The sequence below is a fragment of the Yersinia proxima genome (assembly GCF_902170785.1).
GTDB classification, from domain to species: Bacteria; Pseudomonadota; Gammaproteobacteria; order Enterobacterales; family Enterobacteriaceae; genus Yersinia; species Yersinia proxima.
Genome location: NZ_CABHYG010000016.1, coordinates 294,400 through 317,613, shown reverse-complemented (window position 1 = coordinate 317,613; position 23,214 = coordinate 294,400). Strand labels below are relative to the sequence as shown.

The window sequence follows — 23,214 nt, the reverse complement described above, 5'->3', positions numbered from 1 at the left end:
CTCTGTGTGGTTGAAAGATGCCAGAAGAAATAAAAGGACACAGTCCTTAACAAAAAGTGCGCTCATCATAGTCTCAGAGCACGAAAGGATAAATAGCTGAAAGTGATATGGATCTCGTTTTGTGAACAATATTTTGCAAGTGTTACTGAAATTTGTGATTCATATCAAAATAATGGCGAGGAAGTGTTCAGGTGGTTTGTTTTGTAACCATAAAAAAAGCCGGCACATATGCCAGCTTTCATATTTAGATGTGGTTTATTACGCTAATTTTTCTCGTCTAAGCGCGAGATAATCCAATACACCACCCAGAACCATACCAACCACACTGAGCTGAATGCCACGCAATAGCAGTGTATCGGCCACATCTGAAGCTGATGTCCAATCTAATGCATTACATATGAGTAAAATCAGCCATGCAGCTAATAACGCGCAGCCAATGGTTAGAAAACGCAATGCCCACCGATAAGCTGTTTTAAACTCTGTTCTGGGCATAAATTCATCGGTTTTTTGTGTGTATTCCAATGTCTGGCGGCAGATATAGAGCAGTAAGAGTCCAGGAATGGCAGCAGCAATAGAGAATAAATAGAACAATGGCCAGCCATGTGTTTCAACAAACCACCCCGCTATCGGGCCAACATATACCCGACCCACAGCAGAGAGTGCTGATAACAAAGCAAATTGCGTGGCCGAGAACGATTTGTTGCAAAGCGTCATCAACAGAGCGACAAAGGCTGCCGTCCCCATCCCACCACACAGGTTTTCCAGAAATATGGCGCTGCCCATGGAGAAGATATTTTTATCTGTAATGGATAGCAGCCAATAACCAATGTTGGATATGGCTTGTAAAATACCAAATATCATCAATGCCCGGAATAAACTCAGGCGTTGCATCAGCAAACCGCCATACAGTGCACCAATAATGGTGGCGATTAATCCCAGAGTTTTATTGACCAAGCCAACTTCGCCGGCATCGAATCCGACTCCACGGATCAAAAAAGTGGTGCTTAAGCTAGCCGCAAAAGCATCCCCCATTTTGTACAATACGATAAGCAGCAGAATCAGCCAGGCATTGTTGCGACCAAAAAAATCACGCAACGGCTCGACGATTGCCTGCTCCAGGGTTTTCGGCGGAGCAATACGAATATCGGGTTCTGGGGCAAATAACGTGGCAAATACCCCAATGAGCATTAACCCGGCCATCAGCCAGTAAGTGGATTGCCAGCCGAGATAACGATCCGCTATCCACAGTGCCAGCCCACCAGACACCAACATGGCGAGGCGATAACCCAATACTGAAACTGCGGCACCGGTTCCGCGTTCTTCTGGCGTAAGTAAATCGGTTTTATAGGCATCAAAAACAATATCTTGCGATGCTGAGCAGAATGCAACCAGTACGGCGATAGCGGCCAGCCACCATAAATGTTTAGCTGGTTCCATAAAGCCCATGGCAATAATGGCGACAATTAATAACAGCTGACTGATGATCAACCAGCCACGGCGACGCCCCAGAAAGGAAGGGGTGTAGCGATCCATCAGTGGCGACCAGAGAAACTTAAAAACGTAGGCTTGGCCGACTAGCGAAAAAATACCGATAGTTTTCAGACTAACGTTTTCAACCGTCATCCAGGCTTGCAATGTCCCGCCGGTCAGGGCTAAAGGAAGGCCTGAGGCAAATCCCAACAACAAAAGAACAAGCGAGTTACGTTGGGTAAAAAGGTTCGAATAGCGATTGGACATGTGAGACCTACATGCTCCCCCCTATCAGCAGGGAGGAGCATTCTGTTAAGCAGTAATAATGTTAAGCAAAGAGCAGATTAGCGGGCATTTTGTTTGATAAAGCTACTGACGCTGGTGTCTTGCGCCATATCTGCAATAACATCACTCAACACGGTATTAACAGCATCAGTGATTTTTTCGTTAGTTGCAGTGAATGCACCCTGAACGTTATAGCTGGCACGGTAGTTTTTAACCTGCTTGTTGCCGTTTTTGGCAGTAGCAGTGATAGAAATATCAGCTTTGGTGGTGATGTTGTAGCGAAGATTGCCTTCTTGCACATCAGCGAACAGTTGATTCACAACAATTTGCAGATCAACAGGCGCATTGGTGCCAATCATATAACCACGGGCGGTCATTTGTTTTTCAAGCACTTCTTGTAACAGGAAACGCAGATCACGAGACGGTGTTAATACCACTAGTTGGCCGTCACGATTCACTTTAGCCAGGGCCGCATCCTGGCGCTGATCGGCACCATTAATGCTGATTGTTACCCCCATCAGCGTTGGATCTTGAGGAGGTAAGACGACTTTCGGGGTAACGTTCAAGGTGTTGTTACTGGCAGCACAACCCGCCAGTATAAAAACAGCCAACAGCGGGAAAAGAATTTTCTTTAGCATGTTCACTTTCTCAATAGTTATGGAATTCTTTAATAATCAGAGCAGGATAGCAGCCATGTTATTTTGCGAGTTTGCAGTGGCGACATCATAGCACTGCGCGTGGCTGGTGGAAGATCTTGATGTAGAGAAATTCACCAAAAAATACGTTTTTCCCTCGAGTGGTCTTTCATTTTATTTAAAGCCGCTACAAATCACATTTTGGTTGACCAGAAGATTAGCCTTTTGTCAGAACCGGTCACGGTGAGATATTCGGGATATTTTGTATCTGAAATGTTATAAAACAGCGAAAATACACTAATATTGCAATAGAGAGTGGGCAGTTTTCTGCCTCAGCAGTAAGGAGAGAATGATGATTTTGATTCGGGAACAAATTGAAGAAAAACTTAAAATGGCATTCGAACCAGATCATCTGGAGGTAATTAATGAAAGTTACCGCCACAATGTTCCTGCTGGTTCGGAAAGTCATTTTAAAATTGTGATCGTCAGCAATAAATTTCAAGATCAACGCTTTCTAAATCGACATCGTGCGATTTATAGTGCGTTGGCTGAAGAGCTGGCGAGTACCGTTCATGCGCTGGCCTTACACACTTATACCCTGAAAGAGTGGACTGGATTGCAAGACACTGTGCCAGTTTCTCCATCTTGTCGTGGTGCAGGTACATTGGCATAAGCCGCCTGATTAATTTAAAACAGGCTGGATAACAGTAGTCATTCCGGCCTGATTTAGGGTATTAGTAGATGCGAATTGTGCAGGCGGCCCTAGAGCCGCTTGTGTTTTTATTATAGGCGACATGTTTATTTCATTAGTGTGCCACAGGAGTTTTAGCCGAGGGAACGATTCACGCGTGAATTTTACCGCGACAACATTCGCTTGCTTTCCTCGACTCGTACCTTGTGCGCCGCTATAATGTCGCGTCTTATTTTTCCGGAATGGTTTCGGGACGCTTCTGACATCTGGGATACTCGGTTCTGTTTAATGCGGCCGTCCCGGTTCTTAGAGGGTGTTTTCAGAGTTCGCATCATTCCTGAAAGGGAAATGGTGCTGCTTCGTTTGCAGCTTCTGGAGTTGACCGAGCACTGTGATTTTTTTGAGGTAACAAGATGCAAGTTTCTGTTGAAACCACCCAAGGCCTTGGCCGCCGTGTAACAATTACTGTTGCTGCTGACAGCATTGAGAAAGCCGTAAAAAGCGAATTAGTTAAAGCCGCTAAAAATGTTCGTATCGACGGTTTCCGTAAAGGCCACGTGCCAATGAACATCGTTGAACAGCGTTACGGCGCATCTGTTCGCCAGGACGTACTGGGTGATCTGATGCAACGTAATTTCGTTGACGCGATCATTAAAGAAAAAATCAACCCAGCTGGCGCACCTAACTATGTGCCGGGCCAGTACAAAGAGGGTGAAGATTTTACTTATTCCGTTGAGTTCGAAGTGTATCCGGAAGTTGAGCTGAAAGATCTGGAAAGCATTGAAGTAGAAAAGCCAGTTGTTGAAGTAAATGACGCTGACGTTGATACCATGCTGGAAACTCTGCGTAAGCAACAAGCTACCTGGAAAGAAACTGACGCTGCAGCAACTGCTGAAGATCGTGCAACTCTGGATTTCACCGGTTCTATCGACGGTGAAGTTTTCGAAGGCGGTCAAGCGACTGATTTCGTGTTAGCAATGGGCCAGGGTCGTATGATCCCAGGTTTCGAAGAAGGTGTGATCGGTCATAAAGCCGGTGAAGAATTCACCATCGACGTAAACTTCCCAGAAGATTACCACGCAGAAAACCTGAAAGGTAAATCAGCTAAATTCGACATCGTGTTGAAGAAAGTTGAAGTGCGTGAACTGCCAGAACTGACTGAAGAATTCATCAAACGTTTCGGCGTTGCTGATGGTTCAGTTGCCGGTTTGCGTGCTGAAGTGCGTAAAAACATGGAGCGTGAGCTGAAAGGCGCGGTACGTAACCGTGTTAAAACTCAGGTAATCGACGGTCTGGTTAGCGCGAACGAAATCGACGTTCCAGCTGCACTGGTTGAAGGTGAAATCGACGTTCTGCGCCGTCAGGCTGCACAGCGTTTCGGTGGTAACGAGAAGCAAGCTGCTGAATTACCTCGTGAATTGTTCGAAGAGCAAGCTAAACGTCGCGTTGTTGTCGGTCTGTTGCTGGGCGAAGTTATCAGCCAGCACGAACTGAAAGCAGACGAAGATCGTGTTAAAGCACTGATCGAAGAAATGGCTTCTGCGTACGAAGATCCACAAGAAGTTATTGAGTTCTACAGCAAAAACAAAGAGCTGATGAACAATATGCGCAACGTTGCTCTGGAAGAACAAGCAGTAGAAACTCTGCTTTCTAAAGCTAAAGTAACTGAAAAACCAACGACCTTTAGTGAACTGATGAATCAGACCACTACGGCGTAATGTTTTTAGCGCACCAAACTGGCTGTAATTTGGCTAGTCTGTTGTTTGATTAAGCCCGTTGCCTTTGGCTACGGGCTTTTTCTTTTAGTAACAATAATCCCTCAATAGTATGATTAATCTGGCATGTTTCGCTGTAATCTGCGCTATATTTGAAAAGTAAAATGAAGTGCTTAACAGATAAATAATCAATAGGGCGTCGTGATTACGGCAGAGATGGTGGTAGTTTTCAGGTTAAAAAGAGAGTTGTTAGGCTAAAAAAGTATCGTTGGGGCTTGAAAATGAATATTAATCCCCCAATTAATCTAACAGACGTTCATATAAGATGTTGATGAAACACTGGCTGATTACCACCGTCGAATGAGTCTGGATATACCCTAAATAATTCGAGTTGCAGGAAGGCGGCAAGGGAAGCTATCCCGATGAGCTTACTGTTATGAGTGTCGGGCCTAGCCAACGCACATGCAGCTTTAAATATGGCTGGATAACCGGACTGTTTGCACGCATGAACATAGTCATCATTCCTTATCTCAAGTAGAATCGGTTATGAATGGCGCCAAAGTAAATTCTATTAGGAGACGGTAATGTCATACAGTGGCGAACGAGATCAATTTGCACCTAACATGGCTCTGGTGCCAATGGTAGTTGAGCAGACTTCACGTGGGGAACGTTCTTACGATATTTTCTCCCGTCTGCTGAAAGAGCGCATCATTTTCCTGACTGGCCAGGTTGAAGACCACATGGCCAACCTGATCACAGCGCAAATGCTATTTCTGGAAGCAGAGAATCCAGAAAAAGACATCTTCCTGTATATCAACTCACCGGGTGGAGTGATTACTGCTGGGATGTCAATTTATGACACCATGCAATTCATTAAGCCGGATGTCAGCACGATTTGTATGGGCCAGGCATGTTCAATGGGTGCATTCCTGTTGACTGCGGGTGCTAAGGGTAAACGTTTCTGCTTGCCGAATTCACGGGTCATGATTCACCAACCGTTGGGCGGCTTCCAGGGGCAAGCTACAGATATTGAAATTCATGCCAAAGAGATTTTGAAAGTGAAATCACGCATGAATGAACTGATGGCAAAACACACGGGTAAATCTCTTGAAGAAATAGAGAGAGACACTGAGCGTGACCGTTTCTTGTCAGCTGATGAGGCTGTAGAATACGGTTTAGTTGATTCTGTGTTCACCCGTCGTGACTAACGACTTATTTCTGTGAGCCGATATACTATAGTGAATGTAACGAGAACAAGCCCTAGTGCTGAATAAGGCCTAATTGAGTATTGTTTGTACACTACCTATTATATCGGCTGTCCGTTGAAAGCTAACGTGGCGTACAGAAATAGCGAGAATAGTCTCCCTGCCGCATAGTTTCAGATGTGGCAGATACTGAAGAAGAGGTTTACTGATGACAGATAAGCGCAAAGACGGTTCTGGAAAGCTGCTGTATTGCTCTTTCTGCGGCAAAAGCCAGCATGAAGTGCGTAAGCTAATTGCCGGGCCGTCAGTGTATATCTGCGATGAATGTGTCGATTTATGTAACGACATTATTCGCGAAGAGATCAAAGAAGTTGCGCCGCACCGGGAGCGTAGTTCGCTGCCAACGCCGCATGAAATTCGTCGCCATCTTGATGATTATGTCATCGGACAGGAACCGGCGAAAAAAGTGCTGGCTGTTGCTGTGTATAACCATTACAAGCGTTTACGCAATGGCGATACCAGTAATGGTATCGAGTTGGGTAAAAGTAATATTCTGCTGATTGGTCCGACGGGTAGTGGTAAAACGCTGTTAGCGGAAACATTGGCTCGCTTCCTGGATGTGCCGTTTACCATGGCTGATGCGACCACACTGACCGAAGCTGGTTACGTGGGTGAAGATGTTGAAAACATCATTCAGAAGCTGTTGCAGAAATGTGACTACGACGTCCAGAAAGCGCAACGTGGTATCGTCTATATCGATGAGATTGATAAGATTTCACGTAAGTCTGATAACCCATCCATCACTCGCGATGTTTCGGGTGAGGGTGTGCAGCAGGCTCTGTTGAAATTGATCGAAGGGACTATCGCTGCCGTACCACCACAAGGTGGTCGTAAGCATCCGCAGCAAGAGTTTTTGCAGGTTGATACCTCTAAGATTCTGTTTATCTGTGGTGGTGCTTTTGCGGGCCTGGATAAAGTTATCGGGCAGCGCATTAACACCGGTAGCGGTATTGGCTTCGGGGCGACGGTAAAAGGCAAGTCAGAAAAGGCGACAGAAGGCGAGTTATTGAGCCAGGCTGAACCGGAAGACTTGATTAAATTCGGTTTAATCCCTGAATTTATTGGTCGTTTACCCGTGGTTGCAACCTTGAGTGAATTGAGCGAAGACGCCCTGATTCAGATCCTGAAAGAGCCGAAAAATGCGCTGACTAAACAATATCAGGCATTGTTCAATCTTGAAGGTGTGGAACTTGAGTTCCGCGATGAAGCGTTGATCGCTATTGCCAAGAAAGCGATGGCACGTAAAACAGGTGCTCGTGGCCTGCGCTCTATCGTAGAAGGTGCTTTGCTCGATACCATGTACGATTTACCGTCAATGGAAAGTGTGGAAAAAGTGGTAGTAGATGAATCAGTTATTGCTGGTCAATCTGCACCAATGCTGATTTATGGCCAACCGGAAGCCCAGGCTTCTGGCGAATAATTAGCCAAATAATCCAGATGGTTAGTATGACAATGGGGGATTTTATCCCCCATTTCTTTTTCCTCGCATTGTAATCGTTGAATGTAAGACATTCGTCCCCATATACTCAATTACCTATTTAGTGAAACTCGTGATGACTCGTGTTTCACGAGATTCCCAGTAATCTGGCGGAAGCTAAACTAAGAGAGAGCTCTATGAACCCTGAGCGTTCCGAACGCATAGAAATCCCCGTATTGCCTCTGCGCGATGTGGTGGTTTATCCGCATATGGTGATCCCACTGTTTGTTGGCCGGGAAAAGTCGATTCGGTGCCTGGAAGCTGCAATGGACCATGATAAAAAAATCATGCTGGTTGCGCAGAAAGAAGCCTCGACGGATGAGCCTGGTATCAATGATCTGTTTTCAGTCGGCACCGTAGCCTCAATTCTACAAATGTTGAAATTGCCTGATGGCACGGTAAAAGTGCTGGTTGAAGGGCTACAGCGTGCGCGTATCACCACGCTTTCCGACAGCGGCGAGCATTTTGCTGCTCAGGCGGAATATCTTGAATCGCCGGTAATGGACGATCGTGAGCAGGAAGTGCTGGTTCGCACGGCGATTAATCAGTTTGAAGGCTATATCAAACTGAACAAAAAAATCCCACCGGAAGTCCTGGCTTCGTTGCACAGTATTGATGATGCGGCACGTCTGGCCGACACTATCGCGGCACATATGCCGTTGAAGTTAAATGACAAACAAGCTGTTCTGGAAATGTTCGATGTGACCGAACGTCTGGAATATCTGATGGCAATGATGGAATCCGAAATCGATCTGTTACAGGTTGAAAAGCGGATCCGTAATCGTGTCAAAAAGCAGATGGAAAAGAGCCAGCGCGAGTACTATTTGAATGAGCAAATGAAAGCCATTCAAAAAGAACTGGGCGAGATGGACGATACACCTGACGAGCATGAAGCGCTAAAACGCAAAATCGAAGCGGCTAAAATGCCGAAAGATGCACGCGAAAAAACCGAAGCTGAACTGCAAAAACTGAAAATGATGTCGCCGATGTCGGCGGAGGCCACCGTTGTTCGTGGTTACATCGATTGGATGTTGCAGGTGCCGTGGAACAGTCGTAGCAAAGTTAAAAAAGACTTGGTAAAAGCGCAGGAAGTTCTGGATACCGACCATTACGGCCTGGAACGGGTTAAAGATCGTATTCTGGAATATCTCGCAGTCCAGAGCCGGGTCAGCAAAATCAAAGGGCCAATCCTGTGTCTGGTAGGGCCTCCTGGGGTGGGTAAAACTTCTCTGGGGCAATCTATTGCCAAAGCCACCGGCCGTCAATATGTGCGTATGGCTCTGGGCGGTGTGCGTGATGAAGCAGAGATCCGCGGCCACCGTCGTACTTATATTGGCTCTATGCCGGGTAAATTGATCCAGAAAATGGCAAAAGTTGGGGTAAAAAACCCACTTTTCCTATTGGATGAGATCGATAAAATGGCATCCGATATGCGTGGTGATCCGGCGTCTGCTTTGCTGGAGGTGTTAGATCCAGAACAAAACGTGGCATTTAACGATCACTATCTGGAAGTGGATTACGATCTGTCGGATGTAATGTTTGTTGCAACCTCTAACTCCATGAATATTCCGGCGCCGTTGCTGGACCGTATGGAAGTGATTCGTCTGTCCGGTTATACCGAAGATGAGAAACTCAATATTGCCAAGCAGCACTTGCTGCCAAAACAATTTGAGCGCAACGCCATTAAGAAAGGCGAACTGACCATCGATGACAGTGCGATCATGAGCATTATCCGTTATTACACCCGCGAGGCTGGGGTGCGTAGTCTGGAGCGCGAAATCTCCAAACTGTGCCGTAAGGCAGTCAAAAATCTGCTGATGGATAAAACGGTTAAGCACATTGAAATCACCGGTGACAACCTGAAAGACTTCCTGGGTGTACAGAAAGTCGATTATGGTCGCGCAGACACTGAAAACCGTGTTGGTCAAGTGACTGGCCTGGCATGGACAGAAGTGGGTGGTGATTTGCTGACCATCGAAACCGCATGTGTGCCAGGTAAAGGCAAACTGACTTACACCGGTTCATTGGGCGAAGTCATGCAAGAATCTATTCAGGCCGCATTGACCGTGGTGCGTGCGCGTGCAGATAAATTAGGTATTAACCCTGATTTCTACGAGAAACGCGACATCCACGTGCATGTGCCAGAAGGTGCAACACCGAAAGATGGGCCGAGCGCCGGTATTGCCATGTGTACAGCACTGGTTTCTTGTTTGACCGGTAACCCGGTGCGGGCAGATGTTGCCATGACCGGTGAAATCACCTTACGTGGTTTGGTATTACCAATCGGTGGCTTGAAAGAGAAATTGTTGGCCGCTCACCGTGGTGGGATTAAAGTTGTGCTGATTCCAGATGATAACAAACGTGATTTGGAAGAGATTCCAGACAATGTTATCGCCGATCTGGAAATTCATCCGGTTAAACGAATTGATGATGTTTTAGCCATTGCTTTGCAAAATCCTGCCTTCGGGGCACAGCCGGTAGCGTCAAAATAGTGACGGATCGCAAGAAGTATTGATAAAACTGATGCTGGTAAGTGAAATGCTACTTGCCAGCTATTTTTTGTGCCGCTAAGTTAGTTCGTCTGTCTGGTAAAAGTTTAAGTCTTTGGGCTGCTTGCTAAGGTCAGACGGGATTGATATAACAGCTGCGCTGTCGTGTTGTCCGTAGGGATTTTCGGCGCGACAATAGAATTTTAAAGGGGATGAAAGAGTGAATAAGTCACAACTGATCGACAAAATTGCCGCAGGTGCTGATATTTCTAAAGCGGCCGCTGGGCGCGCATTGGATGCAATTATTGCTTCTGTTACTGAATCTTTGAAAGAAGGGGATGACGTAGCTCTGGTTGGTTTTGGTACTTTTGCAGTACGTGAGCGTTCTGCACGTACTGGCCGTAACCCTCAGACAGGCAAAGAAATCAGTATTCCAGCAGCCAAAGTACCAGGCTTCCGTGCCGGTAAAGGCCTGAAAGACGCTGTAAACTGATTGCCGCGTCAATTCTCACCTGTGTTTGTGTTAACAATAACCTGACGCAGTTGAGTTGGTAAGGTAAGATACAAGGCGCATCGTTAATGATGCGCTTTTTTTTCGCGCAGCAGCATGAAGGGCTGTCGCAAGGAATGCTGGGTTTATTTAGACCTGCGCAACAGTTTTTATCCATATTACAGCGGAGTATTGTCACATTATGATGGACAATTTACGCGCGGCTGCTAATAACGTCGTGCTCAAAATCATTCTGGCCCTGATCATGTTGTCCTTTATCCTGACTGGGGTTGGCAGCTATCTGATCGGTGGCTCCAACGACTTTGCTGCCAAAGTTAATGGCCAAGAGATTAGTCGTGCTCAGTTAGAACAGGCTGTACAGAGCGAACGTGGCCGCTTGCAACAGCAATTGGGCGAACAGTTCTCCGCGTTGGCCGCGAACGAAGGTTACATGCTGCAACTGCGTCAGCAGGTACTTGGCCAATTGGTCAACAATATGTTGCTCGACCAATATGCTAAAAAATTAGGCCTGACTGCCAGTGACGAACAAGTGAAAGATGCTATTCGCCAGGCACCTTATTTCCAGACTGACGGTAAGTTCGATAACAACAAATACCTTGAGCTGGTCAATCGAATGGGCTACACCCCAGATCAATTCGCTCAATTACAGCGCCAGCAGCTGATTAATCAGCAATTGCTACAAGCCTTCGGTGATACTGGTTTCGTGCTGCCTGTAGAAGCACAAGCAATGTCAGAGCTGATTTTGCAGCAACGTGAAGTCCGTCTGGCAACGCTAGACCTCAAAGCACTTCAAGCACAGCAGAAAGTCACTGATGAAGAGCTGCAAGCCTATTACGACCAGAACAAAAATAGCTTCATTGCACCGGAACAGATGAAAATCAGTTTCATTGCAATGGATGCAGCGGCGATGCAGGACAAAATTACTGTTACTGAAGAAGATATCGCCGCGTATTACGACCAGCATAAGAGTACTTATACTAAGCCTGAGCAACGCAACTACAGTGTCATTCAGTTTAAAACTGAAGCTGAAGCCAAAGCTGCATTGGATGAGCTGAAAAAAGGTGCTGATTTTGCTGCAATCGCAAAAGAGAAATCTACCGACATCATTTCCCGCAAAAATGGCGGTGAGTTAGGTTGGTTGGAACCGGAAACAACAGCGGATGAGCTAAAACAAGCAAATCTGACTGAGAAAGGCCAGTTGTCTGATGTGGTGAAATCTTCCGTGGGTTATTTGATTGTTCGTCTTAACGATATCAAACCTGCGCAGGTAAAACCGTTGTCAGAAGTTCATGATGCGCTGGCTAAACAGGTTAAGCAGGAAAAAGCGGTTGATGCATACTACGCCTTACAACAAAAAGTGAGCGAAGCGGCTACCAGCGATAACGAGTCTCTGGCTTCGGCTGAAGAAGCCGCGGGTGCGAAAGCTAAGCAAACAGGTTGGTTTACTCGTGATGCGGTGCCTGCCGAGGTTAACTTCAAACCTGTGGTGCAAGCTATCTTTGAGGGTGGCTTGGTAGGTGAAAATGGCGCACCTGGTAGCAACTCCGATGTCATCACTGTTGACGGCGATCGTGCTTTTGTTATTCGCATTGACGGCCACAAACCAGAAGGGATTGAACCATTTGAACAAGTTCGTGATCAGGTTGCCGAACTGGTAAAACGTCAGAAAGCGGAACAATTGGCTCGTGTTGATGGCGAAAAGATCCTGACGGCTCTGAAACAAGGTAAAGGCGAAGAAGCTATGAAAGCTGCTGGGATTAGCTTCGGTGAGAAGAAAACCTTGTCACGCGCGCCTGATGATGACCAATTAGTGCAGACTATCTTTGCTTTGCCTCATCCGCAAAAAGACCAGCCAGTGTATGGTTTGTCTCAGGATCGCCAAGATAACATCGTATTGATCGAACTGTTATCGGTGACTCCAGGCAAATTACCGGAAGGCGAAATGAAGAACTTTATCGCTAAGATGGAAGAGGGGGCTAGCGGTGTGACCTTTGATGCACTGATGGCTAACCTGCACAAACAGGCAACCATCAAGATGGGCCCTGCGGAGCAACAGCAACCTCAATAAGCCTCGCATTGATTTGCAATTGGATGTAACAACGAAAGGTCGCTTTGGCGGCCTTTCGCATATCTAAAAACTGCCTTTTGCGACAAATCGGATGCTCAGGCAAGGTAGGCATGCTGTCAAACACAAGGAGGATACAGCATGAAATTCATAGGAAAATTATTGGTAATCACGGCACTATTGGCAGGTTTTAATATCCCCCCTTTGGCTTATGCGGCCCCAAACTCCTCTCAGGATAAAGTTCTCAACCCGTCAGTGCCAGGTAAGGCTACAACCAAGGTAAACGCCGTATCAAAAATTCCTGAGAAAGCCACACATGACAAAATGGTCGTAACAGCCACTGCGGGTAATTTACCGAGCCAAATCAATATTAACAGTGCAGATGCGGAAGAACTGGCTCAGTCCCTCAGCGGAATAGGCCGGAAGAAAGCGGAAGCAATTGTTAATTATCGTGAGCAATTCGGCTTTTTTACTGACGCAGAGCAACTGCTTGAAGTGCCAGGGATTGGCCCCTCTTTCTTAGAGAGAAATCGCACCAAACTTAAAATGTAAATAGAGGAAGAAAAATAGATAGCACAGTCAGGCAGATACCGTGTTTGCCTGGCTTTTTTGCCACGTATAACTTTCATCATTTCATAATGTAAGTCGCAACTGTTAGGTAAAACTGTGATGTTGATCCGGATTATATAATAAGCACACTATAAAGTGATTTTCCTCTGCTAGGCTTTCTCCTTGAGGTCATACCAGTTGTATCTATCATTCTATAATAACAACCCATTGTCTGGAGAAGCTCGTCGCATGCATACTCATATTAGAGTCAGGGGTTTTCATATTGATGTTTTTCAACATGTTAATAATGCCCGCTATTTAGAGTTTCTCGAAGAAGCCCGCTGGGAATGGCTTGATGGGGAGCCTGCAGCACAATGGATGGCTGAAAATCAAATCGCTTTTATCGTGGTTAATATCAATATTAACTATCGTCGGCCTGCGGTTTTGGGCGACCTGTTACGAATCGATAGTCAACTATTAAGATTGAATGGAAAAAGTGGTGTGATGAAACAAATGGTCACACTAGAGCCAGATTCTATTGCTGTGGCTGATGCAGAATTGACTTTTGTATGCATCGATTTGCGTAATCAAAAGGCATTACCCATTGATGGGGAGTTGCGTGAGAAACTTCAGGAGTTTATTAACCGGGGTTTATAAAAAGATATTGTGCGTAATAAAGCTCTACCTCGCTTTGGAGGAGGTAGAGAAAGGCAGGTCGCCGCTAGTTTTTGGTCTTAAAGCGGTTAAACCAGTCCGGTTTTTTGTTTTAGGCTTAATATGACTTTAGGTTTATTAGCCAGATAGGACTCTAACCCTTTGGCGCGCAAGTGGCAGGCAGCACATTGACCGCAACCATCACCTTGAATCCCGTTATAACAAGTTAATGTGTCATGACGGATACGATCGAGTTGCTGATAGTAATCCGCCAATGCCCATGTTTCGGCTTTATCCAGCCACATCAGCGGGGTGATAAAAGCAATATCACGGCCAATACCTAAATCTATGGCATGGTTAAGAGCCTTAACGAATTCATCCCGGCAATCTGGGTAACCAGAAAAGTCTGTTTCACAAACACCGGTAATGACAGCCTGAGCTTGTACTTGATAAGCATAAATAGCAGCCAGGGTCAGAAATAGAATATTACGGCCAGGAACGAAGGTGCTGGGAATCGAATCCTCACCCTCTTCACTGTGAGAGGGTACAGGGATGCTGTCTCGGGTCAGGCTACTGACAGCTAACTCATTAAGCATGCCCACATCCAGCACTTTGTGAGCTTTAGCTCCAAGTTGAATTGCCAGCTCACGAGCGACATCGATTTCAGCACGATGTCGCTGCCCATAATCGAAGGTAATGCAGTGGACTTCATCATACTGCTGTAATGCTTGAATCAAGCAGGTGGTGGAATCTTGTCCGCCACTAAAGACAACTACGGCACGTTTCATACTGTTACCTCGTGGCTGTGAGCCTTAAAGCGCAAATCTCACAGCAAAATTGAAAACTGGCAGTATATACTCTAAAGAATTCGAGTTGCAGGAAGGCGGCAAGCGAGATAATCCCGATGAGCTTACATGAGTAAGTGATTCAGGTTATTGAGTGTAGCCAACGCACATGCAGCTTGAAATATGACGAGTATGGTACTTAGATAGCGCAAGAAAAGGTAGCTACCGGAGTTTGGTTATCACGTCGCAGTCGGAGGGAGCCACGCCTGACTGAAGTCGAACCAACCGTAAGCGGTTAATATCACACCATTAATTCGTGGTGGAGCATTGACCTGATATTGATAGTTGAACAGCGGTAGAATCAATCCGGATAGCATCAGATCATTATAATGCTCTCGTAATTGGTGATGCCGCTCTGAAGCCAGCTCTATTTGTTGAATATGGGTCAGTGTTTTTTGCTGCTGCTCCCACTGTGATGGTGACAGGATGCCACGCCACAGGGGATCAAGTCGAAGCCAGCTTTCCATTGCCGCCTCTGGTGATTCACCAACCAAATGGTCTGCTAATAATAAATCAGCCTGTTCAATTTGGTGGCTATCTTTCCACTGTTTATCGTGGCTGGCGCGGATTTCTAATGTGCAGCCCTGCGCTGCCAATACAACTTTTAGCTGTTCGGCAACACTTTTAAGCTCCATCGGTGGTTGATATATCAATATCAGATGAGTTGGTAATGGCGAGTCATCATCAGATGCAAACTCTGGGATGGGCCAACCCGGCAACATTTCATGGCTTGGAGTGATGATCCCGCGCCGGATTGATAACTCCTCTAATATGCCCGAGGTTTGCACTAACATCAGTAACCTGGCGAGTTGCTGGGAAGTCATATTGCTGCGATGCTGATTAACCGCCAGATAGCAAAACCCCAGGCTCATACTGCGCTGAACGGGGCGGGCTAAAGGGAAGTCCTCTTCCTGACCGATGGTAATACGCACCGGATGTTGGCAACTACCGTCGGTTGATTGCACCATTAGGTTCGGGGTTATCCAGTATTCAATGATTTCCAGATAAGGGTGCTGCAAATGGTAGAACTCATGTTGTTCTAAGCGCACCAGATGCTGTTCGAAGGTCGCCAATTTAAACGGGCCTGCACCCAGCAAAGGATTGTCTGGATGAAATAGCCGGCAGGGTAAATCAGCCAATCGATGAGCCAACCAGTAGTCCGGCTGAGAAAGGGTAAACTGTAGGCATAGAGCGTGGGGTAGGGTAATGGTCAAAATATTGGCAAAACTTGGCTGGCTGCGGGTATTGGCACGTAATAGCTTGAGTGTTTGCAATAATTGCTGACCGTGAAGGCGCTCCCCATTATGCCAACGCAACTGGCTGCGTAAAAAGAATTGCCAGGTCAAACCATCATCACTGACTTGCCAGTGGTGGGCCAGATCCGGTTGGGGTTGGGGACAACCGGTATTAAAACGAGTCAACCCCGCGTGCAAGGTGTAAATCAGGTGCTGCTCTGCCCGACCAGTGGCGGTGAGTGGATTTAACGGCTCAAGCATACGGTAATATGGAATACGTAATACTGGGCTGTCTGCTTGCCACTGCCCCCCCATATGAGGGTTCAGCAACGCCTGTAAACGTTCAGGCTCCAGTTGAGCCAATTCGAGCGCAGCCTGATGATCACCTTGTTCGAGAAACGCCTGCATATAGGTTGCCCGAAGTGTATCGGGGTTTTTCAGGCATTGTAGTTGTGCGCGTTTGCCCCGGCCCACTTGCGAATGCCAGCTGAGCCAGCCATTTGCCTGTAACTGTTGTATTAAGGTGCGAGCGTGGCGTTCACTGCAAAATAGCAAACCTGCGACTTCACTTACTGTCGTCGAAGCCAGGTTTTCTCCGAACTTTTGGAATAAGCGCTGATATTGGGTAAGTCGGTGAATAATGCGCATGCTAAATCCGGAATAGTTTAAATTATTTGTTCACTATTAGTTCCGTAAATACTACGCCATAATTTTATACATACCACCAGTTTCACTCTTAGTGAGGTTTTGAATGTACCGTTTAGCCGCTTTTGATATGGATGGAACCTTACTGATGCGTGACCATCGAATTGGTGGTGCGACATTGAATGCGTTACACCAGTTAGTGGAAAACGGGATGATCCTGACATTCGCTACCGGGCGGCATTACCTTGATATGAAAGGGATCCTCTCTCATTCAGGTATTAACGGTTATTTAATTACGGGTAATGGCACACGAGTGTGTGACATGGATGGCGTGCATTTAGATGGTATAGATTTGCCGGCAGAACTGGTGGAGTTTGTGCTGCGTACCCCCTGGCAGACCAATGCCAGCATTCATATCTTCCGCGATGATGGCTGGTTTACTGATTACAATGATCCCGCTTTATTGGCAGCCCATAAAACTAGCAGTTTCCAGTTCCAACTGACCGCGCTAGATGCGTTACCGAAGACAGGTAATCACAAAATTTGCTTTATTGCGCCACATCAGGAACTGGTCGAACTGAAGATTCAGCTTGAGCAACAAATGGGTGATAAAGCCGATTTCTGTTTCTCAGCCGTCGATTGTCTCGAAATGCTACCTCGTGGTTGTAACAAAGGGGCTGCTTTAGAGCGATTGAGCCATCATCTTGATTTAACCCTGGCTGATTGCATGGCGTTTGGCGATGCGATGAATGATAAAGAAATGTTGTCGCGCGTCGGTCGTGGGTTAGTCATGGGAAATGCATTACCGCAACTGAAACAAGAGTTACCTCAGTTACAGGTTATTGGTCGCTGCGAGGAACAAGGCGTAGCTCATTATTTGCAACATTGGCTAAGTTCACCACACCTCACCTATTCCCCCGAATTCTGAGGTATATCCACGGGTTATTGGTGCGATAAAACTAATGACATTGAGGATAGCTATTAGCCAGCCGGATAACCATCCGGTTTTTTTCTTCTGCAAGGGGCCGGTTTGCGGCCCCCGTCTACTATGATATTACAGGTTGTTTAATTCATTCCGGAATGGCGTTAAGTCGCCGATATTGTTGCTGACCCACTGAGGATCGTAATAAGTATCGAGATAACGCTCACCGCTGTCACACAGTAACGTCACGATGGCACCGGTTTTACCTTGTTCGCGCATTTGCTTGGCTAACTGTAATGCCCCCCAAACGTTAGTACCGGTTGACGCTCCCACTTTGCGGCCCAAAATGCCTTCCAGCCAATGGATAGTTGCAACGCTGGCTGCATCGGGAACACGCAACATGCTGTCGATCACTTCCGGAATAAATGACGGCTCCGCTCGCGGCCGACCAATACCTTCAATACGGCTGCCACAACTGCCGGTTACGGTACGGTCACCGTGACAAAAACAATCATAAAAAACGGAGTTTTCCGGGTCGACCACCATCAGTTGGGTGTCATGCCCTTGGTAGCGAATGTAGCGCCCCAAAGTGGCGGAGGTGCCGCCAGTACCTGCGCTCATCACGATATAGTCAGGAACGGGGAAAGGTTCGCGCGTCATTTGGCGGAAAATGCTATCGGCAATATTATTATTGCCGCGCCAATCAGTCGCCCGCTCAGCATAGGTGAACTGGTCCATATAGTGGCCGTTAAGTTCACGCGCCAATTGCTCGGAAGCTGCATAAATTTGCCCGGCATGGTCAACAAAATGACAGCGGCCACCATACAAGGCGATTTGCTCCACTTTACGCCGGGCAGTGCAGCTTGGCATTACCGCGATAAAGGGCAAACCAATTAAGCGAGCAAAGTAGGCCTCCGACACCGCCGTGCTTCCAGATGAAGCCTCGATTATTGTTGTACCTTCTTTAATCCAGCCATTACATAAGCCATAGAGGAATAGTGAACGGGCCAAACGGTGCTTTAAGCTACCGGTTGGATGCGTACTTTCATCTTTTAAATAGAGATAAATACCGGGAAAGGCGTGCAGATTAAGACGGATCAAGTGTGTATCAGCGGAGCGTTGGAAATCGGCTTCTATTTCGCTGATAGCATTTTTTACCCAAGTGTTGGTCATTTTTATGGCCTGCGATGTAGGTAGTAAACTAATGATAACTAGATTAACGGTTATTAAAGAAAAAAACGTTGCCATTTTTCCTTCTTTATCGCCAAATGGTAGAAATTTATTCTATGGTTACTCGCTATGTTAGATAAAACTGACCGTAAACTTCTGTGCATGTTGCAAGAAGATTGCACACAATCACTGCAAGTGCTGGCTGAGGCGGTTAATTTAACTTCTACGCCATGCTGGAAACGTTTGAAGCGCCTTGAGGATGAGGGGTTTATTCGTGGGCGCGTGGCATTACTAGACAGTGAAAAGTTAGGATTAGGACTCACCGCATTTGTGCTGATCAAGACACAGCAGCATAATAGCGGTTGGTATCAGGAGTTCGTCGAGTTCACCAAGCAGATGCCAGAGGTGCTGGCCTTCTATCGCATGGCGGGGGAATACGACTATCTGATGCAGGTCGAAGTTGCCGATATGAAAAGCTATGACAGCTTTTACAAACGTATGGTTAACGGCGTTCCGGGGTTGATTGATGTGACTTCGAGCTTTGCGATGGAAAAGATTAAATACACCACCGTGTTGCCAGTTCCTGAGTGATAACTCGCTATGGTTCAAACAGCTGAAGTGTTGGCTGCCTGGCATCTATTGGATATAAAAAACCATTTTAACGATGGTATTCTACTGCCCTGTCGCATTTAGCGAACAAATACCGATGTTATTCGGTGTCAGATCATGGATAAAACTGCGTGAGATTGTTTGCACAACTAGGCTGGTATTTCCGCCGTGAGTGGCGTCGCTATGTAGGGGCGGTGTTGCTATTAATCGTTATAGCTATCCTGCAATTATTACCCCCTAAATTGGTCGGAGTCATTGTCGATGGCATCAGCACCAAACAGATGTCGACCAATATGTTATTGGTCTGGATTGGCGTGATGCTGGTGACGGCTATCGTGGTCTATCTGCTGCGCTATGTCTGGCGAGTGTTACTTTTCGGAGCCTCCTATCAATTGGCTGTGGAGTTACGGGCGAATTTTTATCGCCAACTGAGTCGCCAGGCTCCTGGGTTCTATTTACGTCACCGTACTGGCGATTTAATGGCACGCGCCACGAATGATGTTGACCGCGTCGTTTTTGCCGCAGGTGAGGGCGTATTGACACTGGTAGATTCGCTGGTGATGGGGTGTGCGGTGCTGATTGTCATGAGCACGCAAATCAGTTGGGAACTGACCTTGCTGTCATTACTTCCCATGCCAGTCATGGCGGTGGTTATCAAATATTACGGCGATCAACTGCATCAGCGTTTTAAGTCAGCTCAGGGAGCATTTTCAGCTCTGAATAATCAGGCGCAGGAAAGCCTTACTAGCATCCGCATGATCAAAGCCTTTGGTCTGGAAAACAGTCAGTCGCAACAATTTGCGAAGGTGGCCGAAGAAGCGGGTGCCAAGAATATGTATGTCGCGCGTATTGACGCCCGTTTTGATCCCACCATTTATATTGCTATCGGTATCGCAAATTTATTAGCCATCGGTGGCGGTAGCTGGATGGTGGTCAATCACAGCATCACCTTAGGGCAGTTAACCAGTTTTGTCATGTATTTGGGGTTAATGATCTGGCCGATGCTGGCACTGGCGTGGATGTTCAATATTGTTGAACGCGGCAGTGCTGCCTATAGTCGTATCCGCAGTTTGCTGGAAGAAGCGCCAGTAGTGAAAGATGGCGACATCGCATTATCAAACGATCGCGGTACTTTAGCGGTGAATATTCGTCATTTCTATTACCCTGAAGCTGAAAAGCCCGCCTTACACGATGTATCACTGAAATTGGCACCGGGGCAGATGTTAGGTTTATGTGGGCCAACGGGTTCCGGCAAAAGTACCTTATTGGCATTAATTCAGCGGCAATTCGATATTGATGACGGCATGATTTGTTATCAAGGGCATCCGCTGTCTGATATCCGTTTGCATGACTGGCGCGGGCGTTTATCAGTGGTCAGCCAGACACCTTTCTTATTCTCTGATACGGTTGCGGGCAACATTGCATTAGGTAAACCTGATGCCACTCAGGATCAAATCGAACGCGCTGCTCGTTTAGCCAGCGTACATGAAGACATCCTGCGTCTCCCACAAGGATATGACACTGAGGTGGGTGAGCGCGGTGTGATGCTGTCCGGTGGGCAAAAGCAGCGTATTTCTATTGCTCGGGCATTGTTGTTGGATACTGAAATTCTGATTCTTGATGATGCACTTTCTGCGGTTGATGGCCAAACCGAACATGAAATCTTAAAGAATCTGCGCGAGTGGGGCGAGCATCGTACTGTGATTATCAGCGCACACCGCCTTTCTGCTTTAACTGAAGCCAGCGAAATTCTGGTGTTACAGCATGGCGGGGTGATGCAACGCGGTACGCATAATGTATTGGTAAATCAGTCTGGCTGGTATCGGGAAATGTATCGCTATCAACAATTAGAGGCTGCATTGGATGACGGTGAGTCGGAGGCCAAAACCGATGAGTAAAGTTCAGCAACTTTGGCCAACCCTCAAGCGCCTGCTTTCTTATGGTTCCCCCTATCGCAAACCTTTAGGGCTGGCGGTACTGATGCTGTGGGTTGCTGCGGCAGCCGAAGTCAGCGGCCCACTGTTGATCAGCTATTTCATTGACCACGTTGTGGCGAAAGGCACGTTACCTTTGGGATTAGTCAGCGGGCTGGCCTTGGCTTATTTGCTGCTGCAATTGCTGGCAGCAGCATTGCACTATTTTCAAGCATTGCTGTTTAATCGCGCGGCAGTCGGTGTGGTTCAACGGCTCAGGATTGAAGTGATGGACGCAGCTTTGCGCCAGCCTCTCAGTGCTTTTGATACTCAACCTGTCGGGCAATTGATTTCCCGCGTAACCAACGATACCGAAGTCATAAAAGATTTGTATGTGATGGTGGTATCGACGGTATTGAAAAGCGCGGCGTTAATTGGTGCAATGCTGGTGGCGATGTTCAGTCTGGATTGGCGCATGGCGCTGATTTCTATTTGTATTTTCCCTGCGGTGCTGGTGGTTATGGCGATTTACCAGCGCTACAGTACGCCAGTAGTACGCCGGGTTCGGGCCTATTTGGCCGATATTAACGATGGCTTTAATGAAGTCATTAGCGGGATGGGCGTTATTCAACAGTTCCGCCAGCAGGCGCGTTTTGGTGAGCGCATGGAGTCTGCCAGCCGTGCCCATTATAAGGCGCGGATGCAAACATTGCGTCTGGAAGGCTTTCTGCTGCGCCCGTTACTGAGCCTGTTTTCTGCCATGGTGCTGTGTGGTTTATTGCTGCTTTTCGGTTTCAGCCCGGAAGGTTCAGTCGGGGTTGGGGTGCTATATGCATTTATCAATTACCTTGGCCGCCTCAATGAGCCATTGATTGAATTGACATCACAGCAGTCGATCTTACAACAGGCGGTGGTTGCGGGAGAGCGTATTTTCGATTTGATGGACCGCGTCCAGCAAGGATATGGTAGCGATGATCGCCCGCTGACCAGCGGTCATATTCAAGTGAAAAATGTCAGCTTTGCTTATCGTCACGACAAAATGGTGCTGCAGAATATTTCCCTGGATGTACCTTCACACGGCTTTGTCGCTTTAGTTGGGCATACCGGTAGTGGCAAGAGTACCCTGGCAAATCTGTTAATGGGCTATTATCCAGTGCAGCAAGGTGAGATTTTGCTTGATGGTCGCCCTCTGGCCGAATTATCACATCAAACCTTGCGACAGGGCGTTGCTATGGTGCAGCAAGACCCAGTGGTGTTGGCTGATTCGTTTTTTGCCAATGTGACATTAGGCCGTGATATTAGTGAGCAGCAAGTGTGGGATGCGCTGGAAACTGTGCAACTGGCCTCGCTAGTCCGTGCGTTGCCTGATGGGCTACATAGTTTGCTTGGGGAGCAGGGCAACACGCTATCCGTCGGGCAAAAACAGCTATTGGCGATGGCTCGGGTATTGGTGCAAGCACCACAAATTCTAATTTTGGATGAAGCGACTGCCAATATTGATTCGGGCACTGAACAGGCCATTCAGCGGGCATTACAGCTGATTCGCAAAAACACCACGCTGGTGGTGATAGCTCACCGCCTTTCAACCATAGTCGATGCCGATACTATTTTGGTATTGCACCGTGGTGTAGCAGTTGAGCAGGGTAAGCATCAAGAGTTGCTGGCTACACATGGGCGCTATTATCAAATGTATCAGTTGCAATTAGTCAGCGAAGATTTGGCGGCCATTGATCAAGTCGAAACTGCAGTCAGTTAAAGAATAAGCAATGGGGTTAAGCGGCCCCATTGCTTTTCACTATTCTTCATTTCGCTACTGTTACTTTTCATTTCAGTCAATAACTCTGCTCGCGCCTGTTAGGAATAAGCTGCCGCACCATAATCAGGCAAAGCAATAGCGCGAATATACCGCAGTGCACTTCTGTGACGCGTGTCGCACTAATTTGGTGCGCAAAAACTGTTCAATTCTCTCTATTTCCTCACACCGCTATTGTGCTGCGCATCTCAAGCCCCATCAGTTCGCCATTTCAGTATTAAATTCTCGTCAATATTATTTATGGCATAGCCTTTGC

General features: G+C 47.0%; 18 protein-coding genes. 13 read left to right on the top strand and 5 right to left on the bottom strand.

Annotation, left to right across the window (positions count from 1 at the left end):
• Positions 1-258: 258 nt before the first annotated feature.
• Positions 259-1,737, bottom strand: a complete 1,479-nt coding sequence (gene ampG, locus FTB31_RS15230; RefSeq protein ID WP_077174537.1) for a muropeptide MFS transporter AmpG — start codon at positions 1,735-1,737, stop codon at positions 259-261.
• 77 nt (positions 1,738-1,814) lie between these two features.
• A complete protein-coding gene (locus FTB31_RS15225; protein ID WP_038631507.1) occupies positions 1,815-2,393 on the bottom strand; it encodes a lipoprotein in 579 nt (192 codons plus the stop codon).
• Positions 2,394-2,742: 349 nt separating this feature from the next.
• Here FTB31_RS15225 and bolA point away from each other — a divergent pair, with 349 nt between their 5' ends.
• From bolA to FTB31_RS15180, 9 genes are all read left to right on the top strand, one after another.
• Positions 2,743-3,063 (top strand): transcriptional regulator BolA, encoded by a 321-nt coding sequence (gene bolA, locus FTB31_RS15220; RefSeq protein WP_050077339.1) that lies wholly within the window; start codon positions 2,743-2,745, stop codon positions 3,061-3,063.
• A 431-nt stretch (positions 3,064-3,494) separates the two neighbouring features.
• Entirely contained in the window at positions 3,495-4,799 is a 1,305-nt protein-coding gene (gene tig, locus FTB31_RS15215) for a trigger factor (RefSeq protein WP_050077340.1), read from the top strand.
• Between the two features lie 581 nt (positions 4,800-5,380).
• A complete protein-coding gene (clpP, locus tag FTB31_RS15210) occupies positions 5,381-6,004 on the top strand; it encodes an ATP-dependent Clp endopeptidase proteolytic subunit ClpP (protein ID WP_005167636.1) in 624 nt (207 codons plus the stop codon).
• Positions 6,005-6,209: 205 nt separating this feature from the next.
• Positions 6,210-7,481 carry an ATP-dependent protease ATP-binding subunit ClpX gene (clpX, locus tag FTB31_RS15205; RefSeq protein WP_050077341.1) on the top strand — a complete coding sequence of 424 codons (1,272 nt, stop codon included), beginning with the start codon at positions 6,210-6,212 and terminating at the stop codon, positions 7,479-7,481.
• A gap of 194 nt (positions 7,482-7,675) precedes the next feature.
• Entirely contained in the window at positions 7,676-10,030 is a 2,355-nt protein-coding gene (gene lon, locus FTB31_RS15200) for an endopeptidase La (protein WP_227731522.1), read from the top strand.
• A 217-nt stretch (positions 10,031-10,247) separates the two neighbouring features.
• Entirely contained in the window at positions 10,248-10,520 is a 273-nt protein-coding gene (gene hupB / locus FTB31_RS15195) for a nucleoid-associated protein HU-beta (RefSeq protein ID WP_004392663.1), read from the top strand.
• A 199-nt stretch (positions 10,521-10,719) separates the two neighbouring features.
• A complete protein-coding gene (gene ppiD / locus FTB31_RS15190; RefSeq protein WP_050077343.1) occupies positions 10,720-12,606 on the top strand; it encodes a peptidylprolyl isomerase in 1,887 nt (628 codons plus the stop codon).
• Between the two features lie 138 nt (positions 12,607-12,744).
• A complete protein-coding gene (locus FTB31_RS15185; protein WP_050077344.1) occupies positions 12,745-13,155 on the top strand; it encodes a ComEA family DNA-binding protein in 411 nt (136 codons plus the stop codon).
• A gap of 246 nt (positions 13,156-13,401) precedes the next feature.
• Positions 13,402-13,809: an acyl-CoA thioesterase gene (locus tag FTB31_RS15180; RefSeq protein WP_050077345.1), complete on the top strand. Its 408-nt coding sequence runs from the start codon at positions 13,402-13,404 to the stop codon at positions 13,807-13,809.
• A gap of 86 nt (positions 13,810-13,895) precedes the next feature.
• On the opposite strand, the gene queC is transcribed toward FTB31_RS15180, so the two are convergent.
• On the bottom strand, positions 13,896-14,594 hold the full coding sequence (gene queC / locus FTB31_RS15175; RefSeq protein ID WP_050077346.1) for a 7-cyano-7-deazaguanine synthase QueC: 699 nt from the start codon (positions 14,592-14,594) through the stop codon (positions 13,896-13,898).
• A gap of 236 nt (positions 14,595-14,830) precedes the next feature.
• On the bottom strand, positions 14,831-16,534 hold the full coding sequence (locus FTB31_RS15170; RefSeq protein ID WP_050077347.1) for an SgrR family transcriptional regulator: 1,704 nt from the start codon (positions 16,532-16,534) through the stop codon (positions 14,831-14,833).
• Between the two features lie 103 nt (positions 16,535-16,637).
• Here FTB31_RS15170 and cof point away from each other — a divergent pair, with 103 nt between their 5' ends.
• Positions 16,638-17,459, top strand: a complete 822-nt coding sequence (cof, locus tag FTB31_RS15165) for an HMP-PP phosphatase (protein ID WP_050077348.1) — start codon at positions 16,638-16,640, stop codon at positions 17,457-17,459.
• Between the two features lie 126 nt (positions 17,460-17,585).
• Here the strand turns inward: cof and FTB31_RS15160 are convergent, their stop codons facing one another.
• A complete protein-coding gene (locus FTB31_RS15160; RefSeq protein WP_050077349.1) occupies positions 17,586-18,626 on the bottom strand; it encodes a PLP-dependent cysteine synthase family protein in 1,041 nt (346 codons plus the stop codon).
• Between the two features lie 126 nt (positions 18,627-18,752).
• On the opposite strand from FTB31_RS15160, the gene FTB31_RS15155 reads away from it, so the two are divergent.
• The 3 genes from FTB31_RS15155 (at position 18,753) to FTB31_RS15145 (ending at position 22,901) form a co-directional block, all read left to right on the top strand.
• Entirely contained in the window at positions 18,753-19,214 is a 462-nt protein-coding gene (locus tag FTB31_RS15155) for an Lrp/AsnC family transcriptional regulator (protein ID WP_005163482.1), read from the top strand.
• A 149-nt stretch (positions 19,215-19,363) separates the two neighbouring features.
• Positions 19,364-21,130 (top strand): SmdA family multidrug ABC transporter permease/ATP-binding protein, encoded by a 1,767-nt coding sequence (locus FTB31_RS15150; protein WP_050077350.1) that lies wholly within the window; start codon positions 19,364-19,366, stop codon positions 21,128-21,130.
• Positions 21,123-22,901 carry a SmdB family multidrug efflux ABC transporter permease/ATP-binding protein gene (locus tag FTB31_RS15145; protein ID WP_077174532.1) on the top strand — a complete coding sequence of 593 codons (1,779 nt, stop codon included), beginning with the start codon at positions 21,123-21,125 and terminating at the stop codon, positions 22,899-22,901. Before FTB31_RS15150 ends, FTB31_RS15145 begins: the two co-directional genes overlap by 8 nt.
• Positions 22,902-23,214: the final 313 nt, after the last annotated feature.